The sequence below is a fragment of the Pseudomonas nunensis genome, from assembly GCF_024296925.1.
Taxonomy (GTDB): domain Bacteria; phylum Pseudomonadota; class Gammaproteobacteria; order Pseudomonadales; family Pseudomonadaceae; genus Aquipseudomonas; species Aquipseudomonas nunensis.
In genome coordinates this window covers 7,100,174-7,114,687 of sequence record NZ_CP101125.1, presented here as the reverse complement: position 1 = coordinate 7,114,687, position 14,514 = coordinate 7,100,174, and the positions used below count along the sequence as shown (strand labels likewise).

13 protein-coding genes are annotated in these 14,514 nt (G+C 61.0%); 6 read left to right on the top strand and 7 right to left on the bottom strand.

The window, feature by feature from the left end:
• The first annotated feature begins 143 nt into the window (after positions 1–143).
• Positions 144–1,460 carry a bifunctional DedA family/phosphatase PAP2 family protein gene (locus NK667_RS31495; RefSeq protein ID WP_054616726.1) on the top strand — a complete coding sequence of 439 codons (1,317 nt, stop codon included), beginning with the start codon at positions 144–146 and terminating at the stop codon, positions 1,458–1,460.
• Positions 1,461–1,617: 157 nt separating this feature from the next.
• On the opposite strand, the gene NK667_RS31490 is transcribed toward NK667_RS31495, so the two are convergent.
• The 3 genes from NK667_RS31490 to NK667_RS31480 are packed head-to-tail and all read right to left on the bottom strand — an operon-like array spanning position 1,618 to position 3,294.
• On the bottom strand, positions 1,618–2,208 hold the full coding sequence (locus NK667_RS31490) for an LON peptidase substrate-binding domain-containing protein (RefSeq protein ID WP_054616727.1): 591 nt from the start codon (positions 2,206–2,208) through the stop codon (positions 1,618–1,620).
• 10 nt (positions 2,209–2,218) lie between these two features.
• Positions 2,219–2,935, bottom strand: coding sequence for an LrgB family protein (locus tag NK667_RS31485; RefSeq protein ID WP_054052398.1), 717 nt, complete (start codon positions 2,933–2,935; stop codon positions 2,219–2,221).
• Positions 2,932–3,294: a CidA/LrgA family protein gene (locus tag NK667_RS31480; protein ID WP_054616728.1), complete on the bottom strand. Its 363-nt coding sequence runs from the start codon at positions 3,292–3,294 to the stop codon at positions 2,932–2,934. The genes NK667_RS31485 and NK667_RS31480 overlap by 4 nt, the downstream gene beginning before the upstream one ends.
• Positions 3,295–3,488: 194 nt before the next feature.
• Here NK667_RS31480 and NK667_RS31475 point away from each other — a divergent pair, with 194 nt between their 5' ends.
• The 3 genes from NK667_RS31475 (at position 3,489) to NK667_RS31465 (ending at position 6,434) form a co-directional block, all read left to right on the top strand.
• On the top strand, positions 3,489–3,944 hold the full coding sequence (locus NK667_RS31475; RefSeq protein WP_054052396.1) for a MaoC family dehydratase: 456 nt from the start codon (positions 3,489–3,491) through the stop codon (positions 3,942–3,944).
• Between the two features lie 102 nt (positions 3,945–4,046).
• On the top strand, positions 4,047–5,765 hold the full coding sequence (locus NK667_RS31470; RefSeq protein ID WP_054616729.1) for a C13 family peptidase: 1,719 nt from the start codon (positions 4,047–4,049) through the stop codon (positions 5,763–5,765).
• 27 nt (positions 5,766–5,792) lie between these two features.
• A complete protein-coding gene (locus NK667_RS31465) occupies positions 5,793–6,434 on the top strand; it encodes an oxidoreductase (RefSeq protein WP_054616730.1) in 642 nt (213 codons plus the stop codon).
• A gap of 120 nt (positions 6,435–6,554) precedes the next feature.
• Here NK667_RS31465 and NK667_RS31460 read toward each other — a convergent pair whose 3' ends face one another.
• The 4 genes from NK667_RS31460 to NK667_RS31445 all read right to left on the bottom strand — a co-directional run bounded on the left by NK667_RS31460 (position 6,555) and on the right by NK667_RS31445 (position 10,895).
• Entirely contained in the window at positions 6,555–6,839 is a 285-nt protein-coding gene (locus NK667_RS31460) for a YceK/YidQ family lipoprotein (RefSeq protein WP_054052393.1), read from the bottom strand.
• Positions 6,832–7,464 (bottom strand): flavin prenyltransferase UbiX, encoded by a 633-nt coding sequence (gene ubiX, locus NK667_RS31455; protein ID WP_054052392.1) that lies wholly within the window; start codon positions 7,462–7,464, stop codon positions 6,832–6,834. Before ubiX ends, NK667_RS31460 begins: the two co-directional genes overlap by 8 nt.
• A complete protein-coding gene (gene mpl / locus NK667_RS31450) occupies positions 7,461–8,810 on the bottom strand; it encodes a UDP-N-acetylmuramate:L-alanyl-gamma-D-glutamyl-meso-diaminopimelate ligase (protein ID WP_054616731.1) in 1,350 nt (449 codons plus the stop codon). Before mpl ends, ubiX begins: the two co-directional genes overlap by 4 nt.
• Positions 8,811–8,975: 165 nt before the next feature.
• Positions 8,976–10,895 carry a sigma-54-dependent Fis family transcriptional regulator gene (locus tag NK667_RS31445; RefSeq protein ID WP_054616732.1) on the bottom strand — a complete coding sequence of 640 codons (1,920 nt, stop codon included), beginning with the start codon at positions 10,893–10,895 and terminating at the stop codon, positions 8,976–8,978.
• Positions 10,896–11,344: 449 nt separating this feature from the next.
• On the opposite strand from NK667_RS31445, the gene exaC reads away from it, so the two are divergent.
• A complete protein-coding gene (exaC, locus tag NK667_RS31440; protein ID WP_054052388.1) occupies positions 11,345–12,865 on the top strand; it encodes an acetaldehyde dehydrogenase ExaC in 1,521 nt (506 codons plus the stop codon).
• Between the two features lie 209 nt (positions 12,866–13,074).
• Positions 13,075–14,445 carry an ethanolamine permease gene (gene eat / locus NK667_RS31435; protein ID WP_054616733.1) on the top strand — a complete coding sequence of 457 codons (1,371 nt, stop codon included), beginning with the start codon at positions 13,075–13,077 and terminating at the stop codon, positions 14,443–14,445.
• Positions 14,446–14,514 lie beyond the last annotated feature (69 nt).

The window sequence follows — 14,514 nt, the reverse complement described above, 5'->3', positions numbered from 1 at the left end:
CGCGAATGAGGGAGTGTCAGCCGACATCAATGTTGATTGAACCAACGCCTTCGCGAGCAGGCTCGCTCCCACAATAAGTTTGTGGTGTTTTGCAGATTGGATGCGTCCCCAGGGACCGATAACATTTCTATGGAGTTGCAGGTATGGGCCCATGGCTCGATAGCATCACTGGCTGGTTGACGGTCAATCCACAGTGGCTGGCCGCCGCGGTGTTCGTAGTGGCGTGCGTGGAATGCCTGGCGATTGCCGGGTTGATCGTGCCGGGCACCGTTTTGCTGTTTGCCGTGGCGGTGTTGGCCGGCAGTGGTGCGTTGTCGCTGGGCGAAACGCTGTTGCTGGGGTTTCTCGGTGGTTTGCTGGGTGACGTGGTTTCCTACTTCCTGGGGCGACATTTCCACCAGAACATCCGCCGCCTGCCCGGTTTGCGCCATCACCCGGAATGGATTGCCGGGGCCGAGTCCTACTTCCAGCGCTACGGGATCGCGAGCCTGTTGGTAGGACGTTTCATCGGCCCGTTGCGACCGATGCTGCCAATGGTCGCCGGGATGTTCGACATGCCCTTCCCGCGCTTCGCCGCCGTCAGTCTGTTGGCCGCCGCCGGCTGGAGCATCGCTTACCTGCTGCCGGGCTGGGCCACGGGAGCGGCGATTCGCCTGCCATTACCGGACGGCTTCTGGCCGGAAGCGGGGATTGTCGCCGGCAGCATCGCGCTGATGATCGGCCTGAGCGTCACCAGCAGCATGCGTCGTCATCGTCACGCCACCGCTTATATTGCCGGCCTGGGGCTGGTGATTCTGATCGGGCTGTTTATCGGCTATCCGCACCTGACCGCCCTCGACCAGGGCGTGATGACTTTGGTGCAGGAACACCGCAGCCCGATGCTCGATGAAGTGGCCGTGACGTTCACGCTGATCGGTGAATTCCGCAACATGCTGATGTTCAGCGCTCTGCTGACCGGTTTGCTGTTACTCACCCGACAATGGCGCCAGGCGATTTTCGCGGGCGGCGCGCTGCTGTTTACCGCGCTGGGCAACACCGTGACCAAGCATTTTTTCGCCCGGATGCGCCCGGAAGTGTTGAGCGACCCGCTGACCAGTTACAGCATGCCCAGCGGTCACGCCTCGGGGGCTTTCGCGCTGTTCCTGGCCATCGCCGTACTTGCCGGGCGCGGACAACCGCCACGCATGCGCCTGACCTGGCTGCTATTGGGTTGCCTGCCGGCGCTGGCGATTGCGTTGTCGCGGGTGTATTTGGGCGCGCACTGGCCAACGGACGTGCTGGCCGGCGCGATGCTGGCGGCGGGTGTCTGTGCGGCGAGCCTGTGGCTGAGTCAACGCCAGACGCCGCTCAACGCCATGCCGCCGAAGGTCTGGTGGCTGGTGCTGCCGTCGTTGCTGGCGTTGTTTGCCTTTTTCGCGTTGCGGCATCTGCCGCACATGATGTTGCGCTACGCGTATTGAAGACCGGATTTACCGCAGCCCTGTAGCAGCTGCCGAGCCCGCGAGGCTGCGTTCGGCTGCGTAGCAGTCGCCAATCAGACACACCGCATACTCAGGTTTTGCGAGGACTTCGTCCTCAAACGCAGCCTCGCGGGCTCGGCAGCTGCTACGGGGGATCTCAGGCGAACAGTTCGCCTTGCAACTCATCCAGCAACGCCTGAATCGCATCCAGCCGTTGCTGCGGATCGTCGAGTTGCAGCAGGTCGATCTTGTCGACCTCGGCAAATGGCAGCAGGTAGGCCAGTTGATTGGCCAATGATTGTTGCCCGGTTGCTTCGGTGCCCATGTTCAGCGCTTCGACCATCGGGTGTTCGGCCAGCGCTTTGAGCAAGGCGACCAGGTCGGCGTCCTCATCCTGCAACGGTTGTTCCGGTTCGTCTTCCAGCCACTCGACGTCGGCAATGGTCAGGTGATCGCGCTGCACTTCGGAGCGCAATACGTGGAAACGTCGCCCACCCTGCACCCGAATCCCCAGCAAGCCGTTGTCCTGCTGTTTGAAGTCGGTGATCAGGGCTTCGCAGCCCACCAGCGCATAACCCGCCGGGGCGATGCCGACTTCTTCGCCATCAAGGATGCACACCACGCCGAAGCCGCTGCCTTGTTTCATGCAGCGGCTGATCATGTCCAGGTAGCGCGCCTCGAAAATCTGCAAATCGAGGATGCAACCGGGGAACAGCACCGTGTTCAGCGGGAAAAGCGGCAAGCTCATAGACATTTCCTTACACCACCATCGACACGGCCAACGGCAGGAACACCGCCGTCGCCACGCCCATCAGACTCATCGCCAGCGCCGCAAAGGCGCCGCACTCTTCACTTTCCTGCAAGGCCACCGAAGTGCCGACCGCATGGGCGGTCATCCCTAACGCCATTCCGCGCGCCTCGGGGCTGTGGACACCGAGACGGGTCAACAGGCTCGGGCCGAAAATCGCACCAATCACGCCGGTAATCAACACGAACACCGCTGCCAGCGCCGCGACACCACCAATCTGTTCGGCCACCAACATCGCAATCGGCGAAGTTACGGATTTCGGCGCCATGGTCATCAGGATCATGTGTTCGGCACCGAACCACCAGCCCAGCAACACGCCCATGCCCGTGGCGACCACGCCGCCTATCACCAGCGTAGTAAATATCGGCCAGAATAACTGTCGAATCCGTCGCAGGTTCAAGTACAGCGGCACCGCCAACGCAACAGTCGCGGGGCCCAGCAGGATACTGAGGATCTCGGTGCTCTTGCGATACTCGGCGTAGGTCAGGCCGCAGCTCACCAACACGCCAATCACCAGCACCATCGACACCAGCACCGGTTGCAGGAAGATCCAGCGGGTTTTCTCGAACGCCGCGAGCACCAGTTGATAGGCGCCGAGGGTAATGCCGATGCCGAACAGCGGATGATGGATCACCGAATCCAGCGCGCCTTGCCAGTCAAGGATCATGGGCGATCCCCACGATGCGCGTGGCGCTTGACCAGACGCTGCATCAACACCCCGGCGAAGGCCATGGATAACAGCAGCGACAGCACCAGCGCCCCGGTGATCGCCCAGAAGTCCGCCGCAATATCCTTGGCGTAAACCATCACGCCCACCGCCGGCGGCACCAGCAGCAATGGCAGGTAGCGCAGCAAACTGCTGGCGGCCAGGTTCAGCGGCTCACCGACCTCGCCACGACAAATCAGAAACACCAGTAACAGCAGCAGGCCGACAATCGGCCCCGGCAGCACCGGCAAAAACAGGTGGTTGATGGCTGTGCCCAGCAATTGGAACAGCACCAGCCAGGTCAGGCCACGTAACAACATCCAGCATCTCCCACGCTTTTCCCCATCAAAAAGGGGCCGAGCATTATAAGCATGCCGACGCTATACACCGGCATTCGCCAAAAGCATGGTCAGTTGACCGGAGCAATTTGCCATGTTGATCTAAAGTGGTAATCCGGGAGGTCAAATCCCCCCACCTCAAAACTATAAAACCGATGAACCCAAGGAGAGTCTCAATGCCCTATGTTCCCGTTGCAGAGCTCAAAGATTATGTCGGCAAGGAACTTGGACGTTCCGAATGGCTCACCATCGATCAGGAGCGCATCAACCTGTTCGCCGAAGCCACCGGGGATTATCAGTTCATTCACGTCGACCCGGTCAAAGCCGCGCAAACGCCATTTGGCAGCACCATCGCCCACGGTTTCCTGTCGCTGTCGCTGATCCCAAAACTGATGGAAGACATCCTGATCCTGCCGGAAGGCTTGAAGATGGTGGTCAATTACGGCCTCGACAGCGTGCGTTTCATTCAGCCGGTCAAGGTCAACTCGAAAGTACGGCTCAAGGTCGACCTGACCGACGTCACCGAGAAGAAACCCGGCCAGTGGTTGCTCAAGGCCACCGCCACCCTTGAGATAGAAGGCTCGGACAAACCGGCGTACATCGCTGAACCGCTGTCCCTCTGTTTCGTGTAAACCATCCCGAATGCGAAGCAGCGCACGCTGTTTCGCGACCTTCTCTATATATGCGACGCATAGCTGCGGCATACTCGGTCGCCTAATTGCCCGGATCCCGCTATGCGCTCACTTGCACTCCTCGCTTTGACCCTGATGCTCACCGCTTGCGGCGATGGTGAATCGCTGTTGTCCCCTGACGCCCGCCTGCCGGACGGCGGACGCTATCGAGGGGATCTGGTCAACGGGTTGTTGCAGGGCCAGGGCCGCATCGACTACCCGAACGGAAGTTGGTACGCCGGGGAGTTCGACAAAGGCCAATGGCATGGCCAGGGGGAATGGCATGGCAGCAATGGCGAGGTCTATCGCGGGCAGTTCCAGCAAGGGTTGTTCGACGGCCAGGGCACGCTGACCACCAACGGCAGCAGTTACACCGGTGGCTTCAAGCTCGGTCGGCGCGACGGCGAAGGCACCCTCAAAGAAAACGGCATGACTTACCGTGGTGAGTTCAAGTCCGATCAGTATTCCGGGCTCGGTCGTCTCGAACTCGACGACGGCAGCACCTATCAAGGCCAGTTCGCCCACGGCAAACCCAATGGCGAAGGCCAGCGCGGCGATGCCAGCGGCAATCAGTTCAGCGGGCATTTCGTCGACGGGCAACTGGAAGGCAACGGCACATTCAACAGCGCCGACGGTGATATCTACGTCGGCGGCTTCAAGGACAACCAACTCCACGGCAAGGGCCGCTACGAGAACGCCGATGGCGATGTGTGGATCGGCCAGTTCAAGGAAGGCGCGCTCACCGGCAAGGGCGAATTGATCGGCGCCGACGGCAGCCATTACATCGGCCAGTTCAGCGACTGGCGCTTCACCGGGCCAGGCCGCCTGAACCTGGCCGACGGCAGTTTCTACGTCGGCGGCTTTGACAGCGACAGCTATTCGGGTCGCGGCACCCTGGTGCTGACCGATGGCACCGTGATGAGCGGCACCTGGATCAACGGCCAACGTGTGCGCGACGCCGACGGCAAGTTGCTGCCCGACACGCTGGAATCCGGTTTGCTGGCCCAGGGCCGCTTGCTCGACGAAGCGCTGGCCAATGTCCCCGCCTCGACCCCGGCGGTCGAGTTGTACACCCTGACCCTTGGCGGCGACGGCAAGCAGAGCGTGTTCCTGCGCGAATCCGACTACGTCGCCAACATGCTCGCCAGCCGTTTCGGCGCCTATGGGCAGATTCGCCTGGTCAACCACCGTGACCACCTCGCCGACCGGCCGATGGCCACCCGGGAAAACCTGCGCCGCGCCGCCCAGACCCTGGCCGAACGCAGTGGCCCGGAAGACTTGCTGTTTATCTACCTGACCAGCCACGGCACCAGCGAACACGAACTGGTGCTCGATCAGCCACGTATGGAACTGGCTGACCTGCCGGCCGACGAATTGGCAGCGGTGCTCGCTCCGCTGAAGAATCGCGACAAGATTATTGTCATCTCTTCCTGCTATTCCGGTGGTTTCATCCCAGCACTGAAAGACGAGCGCACATTGATCATGACCGCCTCGCGGGCGGACCGGGTGTCGTTCGGTTGCTCGGAGGAAGCCAATTTCACCTACTTCGGCGACGCGCTGTTCGCCCAGGCGCTGAACCAGACCGACGATTTGGAGCAGGCCTTCAAACTGGCCAAGGCCACCGTGGCCGAGCGCGAGCTGGCGGATAACTTCGAAGCGTCTGAACCGCAGATCTGGGCACCGAAAACCGTGCTCTCCCACTGGCAGCTGTTGCGCAAGCAACAAGCCCGAAAAGCATTACAAAGTGCTGCTATCAGCAGCAAGGACGCCAAGAGCAACTAAGCTGAACAGTATCAAGGGGGAAACACTATGTACTTGACGCCTCAGCATGTATTGCTTGCCGGAGCTACCGGATTAACCGGCGAACATTTGCTTGATCGCCTGCTCAATGAGCCAACGATTACGCGGGTATTGGCACCTTCACGCCGGCCACTGGCCAAGCATCCCCATCTGGAAAACCCCGTCGGCGACCCTGCCGTATTCCTGCCGCAATTGAACGGTCGCGTCGACATCGCCTACTGCTGCCTCGGCACCACGATCAAACAGGCCGGCTCCGAGGAGGCGTTTCGCGCTGTAGACCTGGACATGGTGGTGGCGTTCGCCAAACGTGCCCGGGAAATGGGCGCACGGCACTTGATCGTGATCAGCGCCTTGGGGGCAGATCGCCGGTCCTCGGTTTTCTACAACCGGGTCAAAGGCGAGATGGAATACGCATTGCGCGCGCAGAACTGGCCGCAACTGACCATTTGCCGACCTTCGTTGTTGCTTGGCGAACGTCTCGAACCGCGCATGGCCGAGCAGTTTGCTGGGCCGCTGTCGCGCTTGATCCCGGGCAAATACCACGGCATCGAAGCCTGCCAACTGGCGCGGGCGATGTGGCGACTGGCTTTGGAAGAGCAAGATGGCGTGCGGGTGGTTGAGTCGGATGAGTTGCGGAAGTTAGGTAAATAACCCGCCGACCTGTGGCGAGGGAGCTTGCTCCCGTTGGATTGCGCAGCAATCCCTTGTTTTTGGGACCGCTTCGCGGCCCAGCGGGAGCAAGCTCCCTCGCCACAAGAACCGCGATCGCTCTTACAACCCGCCCGTCGCCTGAAAACTCACGCCAATCACCGTCAACACCGACAACGGCAATAACAACGTATCGAGCAACGCGCTAGCCGGCAGATCCACACCGGGATAGCTCGGGGCCTCCGCTCCAAAACGATCCATGGCACAGCAACCGCCATTCATCGCATACAAATCCAGGCGCGTCCCCGAATACACCACCGGCGCCCCGGGTTTGGCGGCATCGAGGGTGCGCGCCGTGGCGCAACCGGCCAGTTGCAGCGCCAGCAGGACCATCAGCAGTTTATTCATCGCTGCTCAAATGATGCTCGCCCCAACGCGGCAGCATGTCCTGGGGAATGTTCAGCAGATTGAGGATCCGTGCGACGACGAAGTCGATCAAGTCGTCGATGGTCTGTGGCTGGTGATAGAAACCCGGCGAGGCCGGCAGAATCGTCACGCCCATGTTCGACAACTTGAGCATGTGCTCCAGATGAATGCTCGAATACGGCGCTTCACGCGGTACCAGAATCAACTGGCGGCGCTCCTTCAACGTCACATCGGCGGCCCGTTCGATCAGGTTGTTGCAGGCCCCGGTCGCGATCGCCGACAAGGTCCCGGTCGAACACGGCACCACCACCATCGCCGCTGGCGCGCCGGAGCCCGAAGCAACCGGCGACATCCAGTCTTCCTTGCCATACACCTTGATTTGCCCGGCGGCTGCCCCGGTGTATTCGGTGAGAAAGGCCTGCATGGTTTGCGGTTTCGGCGGCAGCGTCACGTCCGTCTCGGTGGCCATCACCAGTTGCGCGGCCTTGGAGATCAGGAAGTGCACCTCGCGGTCTTCGCGAATCAGGCAATCCAGCAGGCGCAAACCGTACTGGGCGCCCGAAGCGCCGGTCATCGCCAGCGTGATGCGTTCCGGGCCGTTGTTCATTGCAGCGCCTCGGCGAGTTTGCCGTGCAGGCCGCCGAAGCCGCCGTTGCTCATGATCACCACGTGGGTGCCGGGCTGGGCTTGGCTCTTCACACGCTCGATGATGCCTTCGAGGGAATCGCTGACAATCGACGGCACGGTGCACAGCGCCGCCGTGCCCGCCAGATCCCAGCCGAGGTTGGCTGGCGCGTACCAGATCACCTGATCGGCATCGACCACGCTTTCCGGCAGACCATCACGGTGCGCGCCGAGCTTCATGGAGTTGGAGCGCGGCTCGATGATCGCGATCAACGGCGCGTCGCCAATCTTTTTGCGCAAACCATCGAGGGTGGTGGCGATGGCGGTCGGGTGGTGGGCGAAGTCGTCGTAGATGGTGATGCCACGCACTTCCGCGACTTTCTCCATCCGGCGCTTCACGCTTTTGAACGCGCTCAACGCGGCAATACCCAGCGACGGTACTACGCCGACATGACGCGCGGCCGCCAGGGTGGCCAAGGCGTTGGCAACGTTGTGCTGACCGGTCATGTCCCACTCGACCACGCCTTGGGCGACGCCTTCGAACATCACTTCAAACTTCGAGCCGTCTTCGCTCAACAGCTTGACCTGCCACTGACCGCCGGCACCGGTGGTTTGCACCGGGGTCCAGCAACCCATGCCGATCACGCGCTGCAAAGCAGGTTCGGTGGTCGGATGGATCACCAGGCCTTCGCTCGGAATGGTCCGCACCAAATGGTGAAATTGCCGCTCGATAGCTGGAAGATCGGGGAAGATATCGGCGTGATCGAACTCAAGATTGTTCAGGATCGCCGTGCGCGGGCCGTAGTGGACGAACTTGGAGCGCTTGTCGAAAAACGCGCTGTCGTATTCGTCGGCTTCGATCACGAAGAACGGTGTGCCACCCAGGCGAGCGGACACCGAGAAATTCTGCGGCACGCCGCCGATCAGGAAACCCGGGCTCATGCCCGCGTGTTCCAGCACCCAGGCGAGCATGCTGCTGGTGGTGGTCTTGCCGTGAGTGCCGGCGACGGCCAGCACCCAGCGACCCCGCAACACGTGATCCGCCAGCCATTGCGGGCCGGAAACGTAAGGCAGGCCTTTGTTCAGGACGTATTCGACGGCGGGATTGCCACGGGACATGGCATTGCCGATCACCACCAGGTCCGGGGCCGGATCGAGCTGCGCCGGGTCGTAACCCTGGGTCAACTGAATGCCCTGAGCCTCAAGCTGAGTGCTCATCGGCGGATAGACGTTGGCATCGGAGCCCGTCACGTGATGGCCCAGCTCTTTGGCCAGAACCGCCATCGAACCCATGAAAGTGCCGCAGATACCAAGAATATGAATGTGCATAGTCGACCTCGTAAAACATGGCCGCAGGTTAGCGTAGGGTGGGGAAAATCGCACCTTTGTTTCGGGTCGATCGCACAACCCGTAGGAGCGAGGCTTGCCCGCGAAGGCCACAACGCGGTCTGTCTGATACACCGCGTTACCGTTCTTCGCGGGCAAGCCTCGCTCCTACAGGTTCCTGGCGATTCCGTGTTTGCGTAGTTTTCTATAGAGGGTGTTACGGCTGACACCGAGTTGTTCCGCCGTATGCGTCATATGCCAGCGCTGCTGCTCCAGCGCATTGAGCAACGCCAAGCGCTCGGCATCGTCGAGCGGGAATTCGGAAGGCTCTTCCACCGCCGCCGCAACCACCGGCCGCGCCTGACGAATCATCGCCGGCAAATCCTCCAGCCCAACCCGCCCGCCATCACACAACGCCGCCAAGGTACGCAGCACATTGCGTAACTGCCGCACATTCCCCGGCCAGGCAAAACCGAGTAACGCCTGCCGCGCCGGTTGATCAATCAGCACCGTCTCCCCGCCCGCCTCTTCGGCCAGCAGGAAGTCGAGCAACTGGGATTTATCAGTGCGATCACGCAGCGCAGGCAACGCGACTTCCAGACCATTAAGCCGGTAGTACAAATCCTCGCGGAAGCTGCCGTGATGCACCCGATCCAGCAAATTCCGGTGGGTGGCGCTGATAATTCTCACGTTCACCGATTCCGGTTCGCCGCCAATCGGGACGACTTGGCGGTCTTCCAGCACTCGCAGCAAACGAGTCTGCAACGCCAGGGGCATGTCGCCGATCTCGTCGAGGAACAACGTGCCGCCATCCGCCTGTTGCAGTTTGCCGCGCATACCCTCCTTGCGCGCACCAGTGAAACTGCCGCCGCGATAGCCGAACAGTTCGCTTTCGATCAGGCTTTCCGGGATGGCTGCGCAGTTGAGGGCGACAAAAGACTTTTCCGCCCGTTGACTGGCCTGGTGTACAGCTTTGGCGAAAGCCTCTTTACCGGACCCGGTTTCGCCATTGATCAACAGCGGCACATCCCGCTCGAACACACGCAGGGCCTTGCGAAAATCCTCCTGCAACGCGGTATCGCCCAGGCAAATGCCGGACAGGCGCGGGCGCTCGGTAATCACCGGACTTTGCACCACCGGCACTGGAATACTGCGCGGCTGGCCACGCAACAGAGCAAACAGGCTGCGCCCGTCACGGGTGCGCAGCGGCCAACTGGCGCTGGCATTCACGCTGGCGCGGCCGAGTAACTCATCCAACGTGCAATCGAAAAACGCTTCCACCGGTTTACCCAACAAGCCGCCGCGAATGTGCCCGAGCAGGTTCAGCGCACTCTGGTTGACCGCACTGATCCGCCCTTCGCCATCGAACGCCAGCAGCCCTTCGCTGAACAGCCCGACGGATTCCGCCTGAAGGTGAAAACGTAGCAACCATTGATTGTCGAAGTAGCGCAGGAAATAGCAGCTCTCGATCATCTTCGCCGAGAGATTGACCAGGGCCATGGTGTGGAACTGGCTCTGCCGCGAGACTTCATGCCGCGCCGAGGACACGTCGAGCACCGCCAGCAGTTCGCCATGCGGGTCGAACACTGGGCTCGCCGAACAGGTCAGGCCGGTGTGACGGCCGCGAAAGTGTTCGTCCTGATGAATGGTCAGGGCCTGGCGCTCCACCAGGCAGGTGCCGATGCCGTTGGTGCCTTCGCAGGCTTCACTCCAGTCGGCGCCAAGCCAGAGCCCGGCGCGCTCGAAGATCTTGCGTTCGGCAGGGGCGGTGACGCAATTGAGGATCACCCCACGGGCGTCGGTCAGCAGCACCGCGTGGCCGGCACCGGACAGTTGCTGATGCAGGCTGGTCATTTCGTTGCCGGCGATGTGCAGCACTTGCTGCAGGCGCTCGCGGCTTTCGAGTACGCGACCATGTTCCAGCACCGTTGGCGCCATGGTCAGGGCCGGGTCGAGGTGATAATCCTCAAGACAACGCAGCCAGGAGCGGGCAATCGACGGATCGCTGCCAGGGCCGTGCAGGTGCGATTTGCCCTGGGTAACCGTCAGGACTTGCTGGGCATGGCGACTCAAATGGTTGTCGTGCATTTCTTATTATTCTCCCCGAGCCGCTAACACTTCCCACGTAGGAGCTGTCGAGTGAAACGAGGCTGCGATCTTTTGACCTTGTCTCTCAAAAAGCACAATCAAAAGATCGCAGCCTCGTTTCACTCGACAGCTCCTACAGGGGTTATGCGGCAGCCATCAAAGGTGTGCAGCCCAATGACGTAGTCATATGAACAGCGAGCATCCTCCACGCCAGCGCGCTTTGCAATGCTGGCAAGACCACCCAGTCACAACCTGTGCCACAAGCGGTACAAACTGTCACCCAGGCTGTACCGAAACCGTCACAGACAACCCCCGCTTGTCCGACAAAAACCGCGCAACGCCTTGATTTACCTGCCCTGCAAGGCAGTGGCCCAACCTTTGCTCTACGCTTATAGCAAGCGCTCATGCGCGTCTCTCTTATAAGTACAACAAGCCAAGGAGAAATCACCATGCGTTACGCTCACCCCGGTACTGAAGGCGCTATCGTTTCGTTCAAGAGCAAATACGGTAACTACATCGGCGGCGAGTTCGTCGCGCCTGTCAAAGGTCAGTACTTCACCAATACCTCGCCAGTGAATGGCCAACCGATTGCCGAATTCCCGCGCTCCACGGCCGAAGATATCGACAAAGCCCTGGACGCTGCCCACGCCGCTGCCGATGCCTGGGGCGCCACGTCCGCCCAGGCGCGCTCGCTGGTGCTGCTGAAAATCGCCGACCGCATCGAGCAGAACCTGGAACTCCTGGCCATCACCGAATCCTGGGACAACGGCAAAGCCGTGCGTGAAACCCTCAACGCCGACATCCCGCTGGCGGCGGATCACTTCCGCTACTTCGCCGGTTGCATCCGCGCCCAGGAAGGCAGCGCTGCCGAAATCGACGGCAACACCGTGGCTTATCACATCCATGAACCGCTGGGAGTGGTCGGTCAGATCATCCCGTGGAACTTCCCGATCCTGATGGCCGCGTGGAAACTCGCCCCGGCCCTGGCTGCCGGTAACTGCGTGGTGCTCAAGCCTGCCGAGCAAACCCCGCTGGGCATCACCGTGCTGATGGAATTGATCGGCGACCTGCTGCCGCCCGGCGTGCTCAACGTGGTGCAAGGGTTCGGCAAAGAAGCCGGCGAAGCGCTGGCCACCAGCAAGCGCATCGCCAAGATCGCCTTCACTGGATCGACCCCGGTCGGCTCGCACATCATGCATGCCGCCGCCGAAAACATTATTCCGTCCACCGTGGAGCTGGGTGGCAAGTCGCCGAACATCTTCTTCGCCGACATCATGCAAGCCGAAGAAACCTTCATCGAAAAAGCCGCCGAAGGCCTGGTGCTGGCGTTCTTCAACCAGGGCGAAGTCTGCACCTGCCCGTCTCGCGCACTGGTACAGGAATCGATCTACGACGACTTCATGAAAGTCGTGATGAAAAAAGTCCTGTCGATCAAACGTGGCGACCCGCTGGACACCGACACCATGGTCGGCGCCCAGGCGTCCGAGCAGCAATTCGACAAAATCCTTTCGTACCTGGAAATCGCCAAGGGCGAAGGCGCCGAGCTGCTGACTGGCGGCAAGGTGGAAAAACTCGAGGGCAACCTGGCGACTGGGTATTACATCCAGCCGACCTTGCTCAAGGGCACCAACAAAATGCGCGTGTTCCAGGAAGAAATCTTTGGCCCGGTGGTGAGCATCACCACGTTCAAGGACGAAGCCGAAGCCCTGGCCATCGCCAACGACACCGAGTTCGGCCTGGGCGCCGGCCTCTGGACCCGCGACATCAACCGCGCCTACCGCATGGGCCGCGCCATCAAGGCCGGTCGTGTGTGGACCAACTGCTATCACCTGTACCCGGCGCACGCCGCGTTCGGTGGTTACAAAAAGTCCGGCGTCGGGCGTGAAACCCACAAAATGATGCTCGATCACTATCAGCAGACCAAAAACCTGCTGGTGAGCTACGACATCAATCCGTTGGGCTTCTTCTAACTCGACGCGTGACTGCGTAACGGCTTTCGCGGGCAAGCCTCGCTCCTACAGGATTGCGTTGTACCCGTAGGAGCAAAGCTTGCTCGCGATGGCGCCCTCAATGACCCACCAAACATCGCCCTGCCCCTCTGGCACGGGCTTTGCGTGCCCGCTGTAACCGCCACACCCGAAAGTCCAACCGATCAAACAATAAAAAACAGAGAGGACTTATGACTTCTACGACACAGCTCAAACCCACACTCGGCACCCTGCACTTATGGGGCATTGCCGTCGGCCTGGTGATTTCCGGCGAGTACTTCGGCTGGAGTTACGGCTGGGGCACCGCAGGCACGCTGGGCTTCCTCGTCACCGCGCTGATGGTGGCGACGATGTACACCTGCTTCATCTTCAGTTTCACCGAACTGACCACCGCAATTCCCCACGCGGGCGGGCCGTTTGCCTACAGCCGACGGGCGTTTGGCGAGAAAGGCGGATTGATCGCCGGCATCGCCACCCTGATCGAATTCGTCTTTGCGCCGCCGGCAATTGCCATGGCCATCGGCGCCTATCTCAACGTGCAGTACCCGGAACTGGACCCGAAGATTGCGGCGGTCGGCGCGTACTTTGTGTTCATGACCCTGAACATCCTCGGCGTCAGCATCGCCGCGACTTTTGAACTGGTGGTCACCGTGCTCGCGGTCGCCGAATTGCTGGTGTTCATGGGCGTGGTGGCGCCGGGCTTCAGCTTCAGTAACTTCGTACTCAACGGCTGGTCGGGTTCCAACGAGTTCACCATGGCCTCGATCCCGGGGATCTTTGCGGCGATCCCGTTTGCAATCTGGTTCTTCCTGGCAATTGAAGGCGCGGCGATGGCAGCCGAAGAAGCCAAGGACCCGAAGCGCACGATTCCCAAGGCCTACGTCAGCGGCATTCTGACCCTGGTGTTCCTGGCTATCGGTGTGATGGTGATGGCCGGCGGTGTTGGCGACTGGCGCCAACTGTCGAACATCAACGACCCGCTGCCCCAGGCGATGAAAGCCGTGGTCGGCAACAATTCGAGCTGGATGCACATGCTGGTCTGGATCGGCCTGTTCGGTCTTGTGGCGAGTTTCCACGGGATCATCCTGGGTTACTCGCGGCAGTTCTTCGCCTTGGCCCGCGCCGGTTACCTGCCTAAAGGCCTGGCCAAACTCTCGCGCTTCCAGACTCCGCACCGGGCGATCCTGGCCGGCGGCGTGATCGGCATTGCGGCGATCTACAGCGACGGCCTGGTCAATCTGCAAGGCATGACCCTGACGGCGGCGATGATCACCATGTCGGTGTTCGGCGCCATCGTGATGTACATCATCAGCATGCTCAGCCTGTTCAAACTGCGCAAAACCGAGCCAAACCTGGAACGCACCTTCCGCGCGCCGGGTTATCCGATCGTGCCGGGGATTGCGCTATTCCTGGCGGTGGTGTGCCTGGTGGCGATGGCGTGGTTCAACACGGTGATCGGCCTGGTGTTCCTGGGTTTCATGGTCGCCGGTTACCTGTATTTCCAACTGACCGCCAAGCAACGCCTCGCCGCACCGGCGGACGCTATGCTCACAGGTATCTGAGTTGCACCGGCGCCGGGCTCAATGCTCGGCGCCTGCCATATTGAAGTGCACCGAAATCCCATGTGGGAG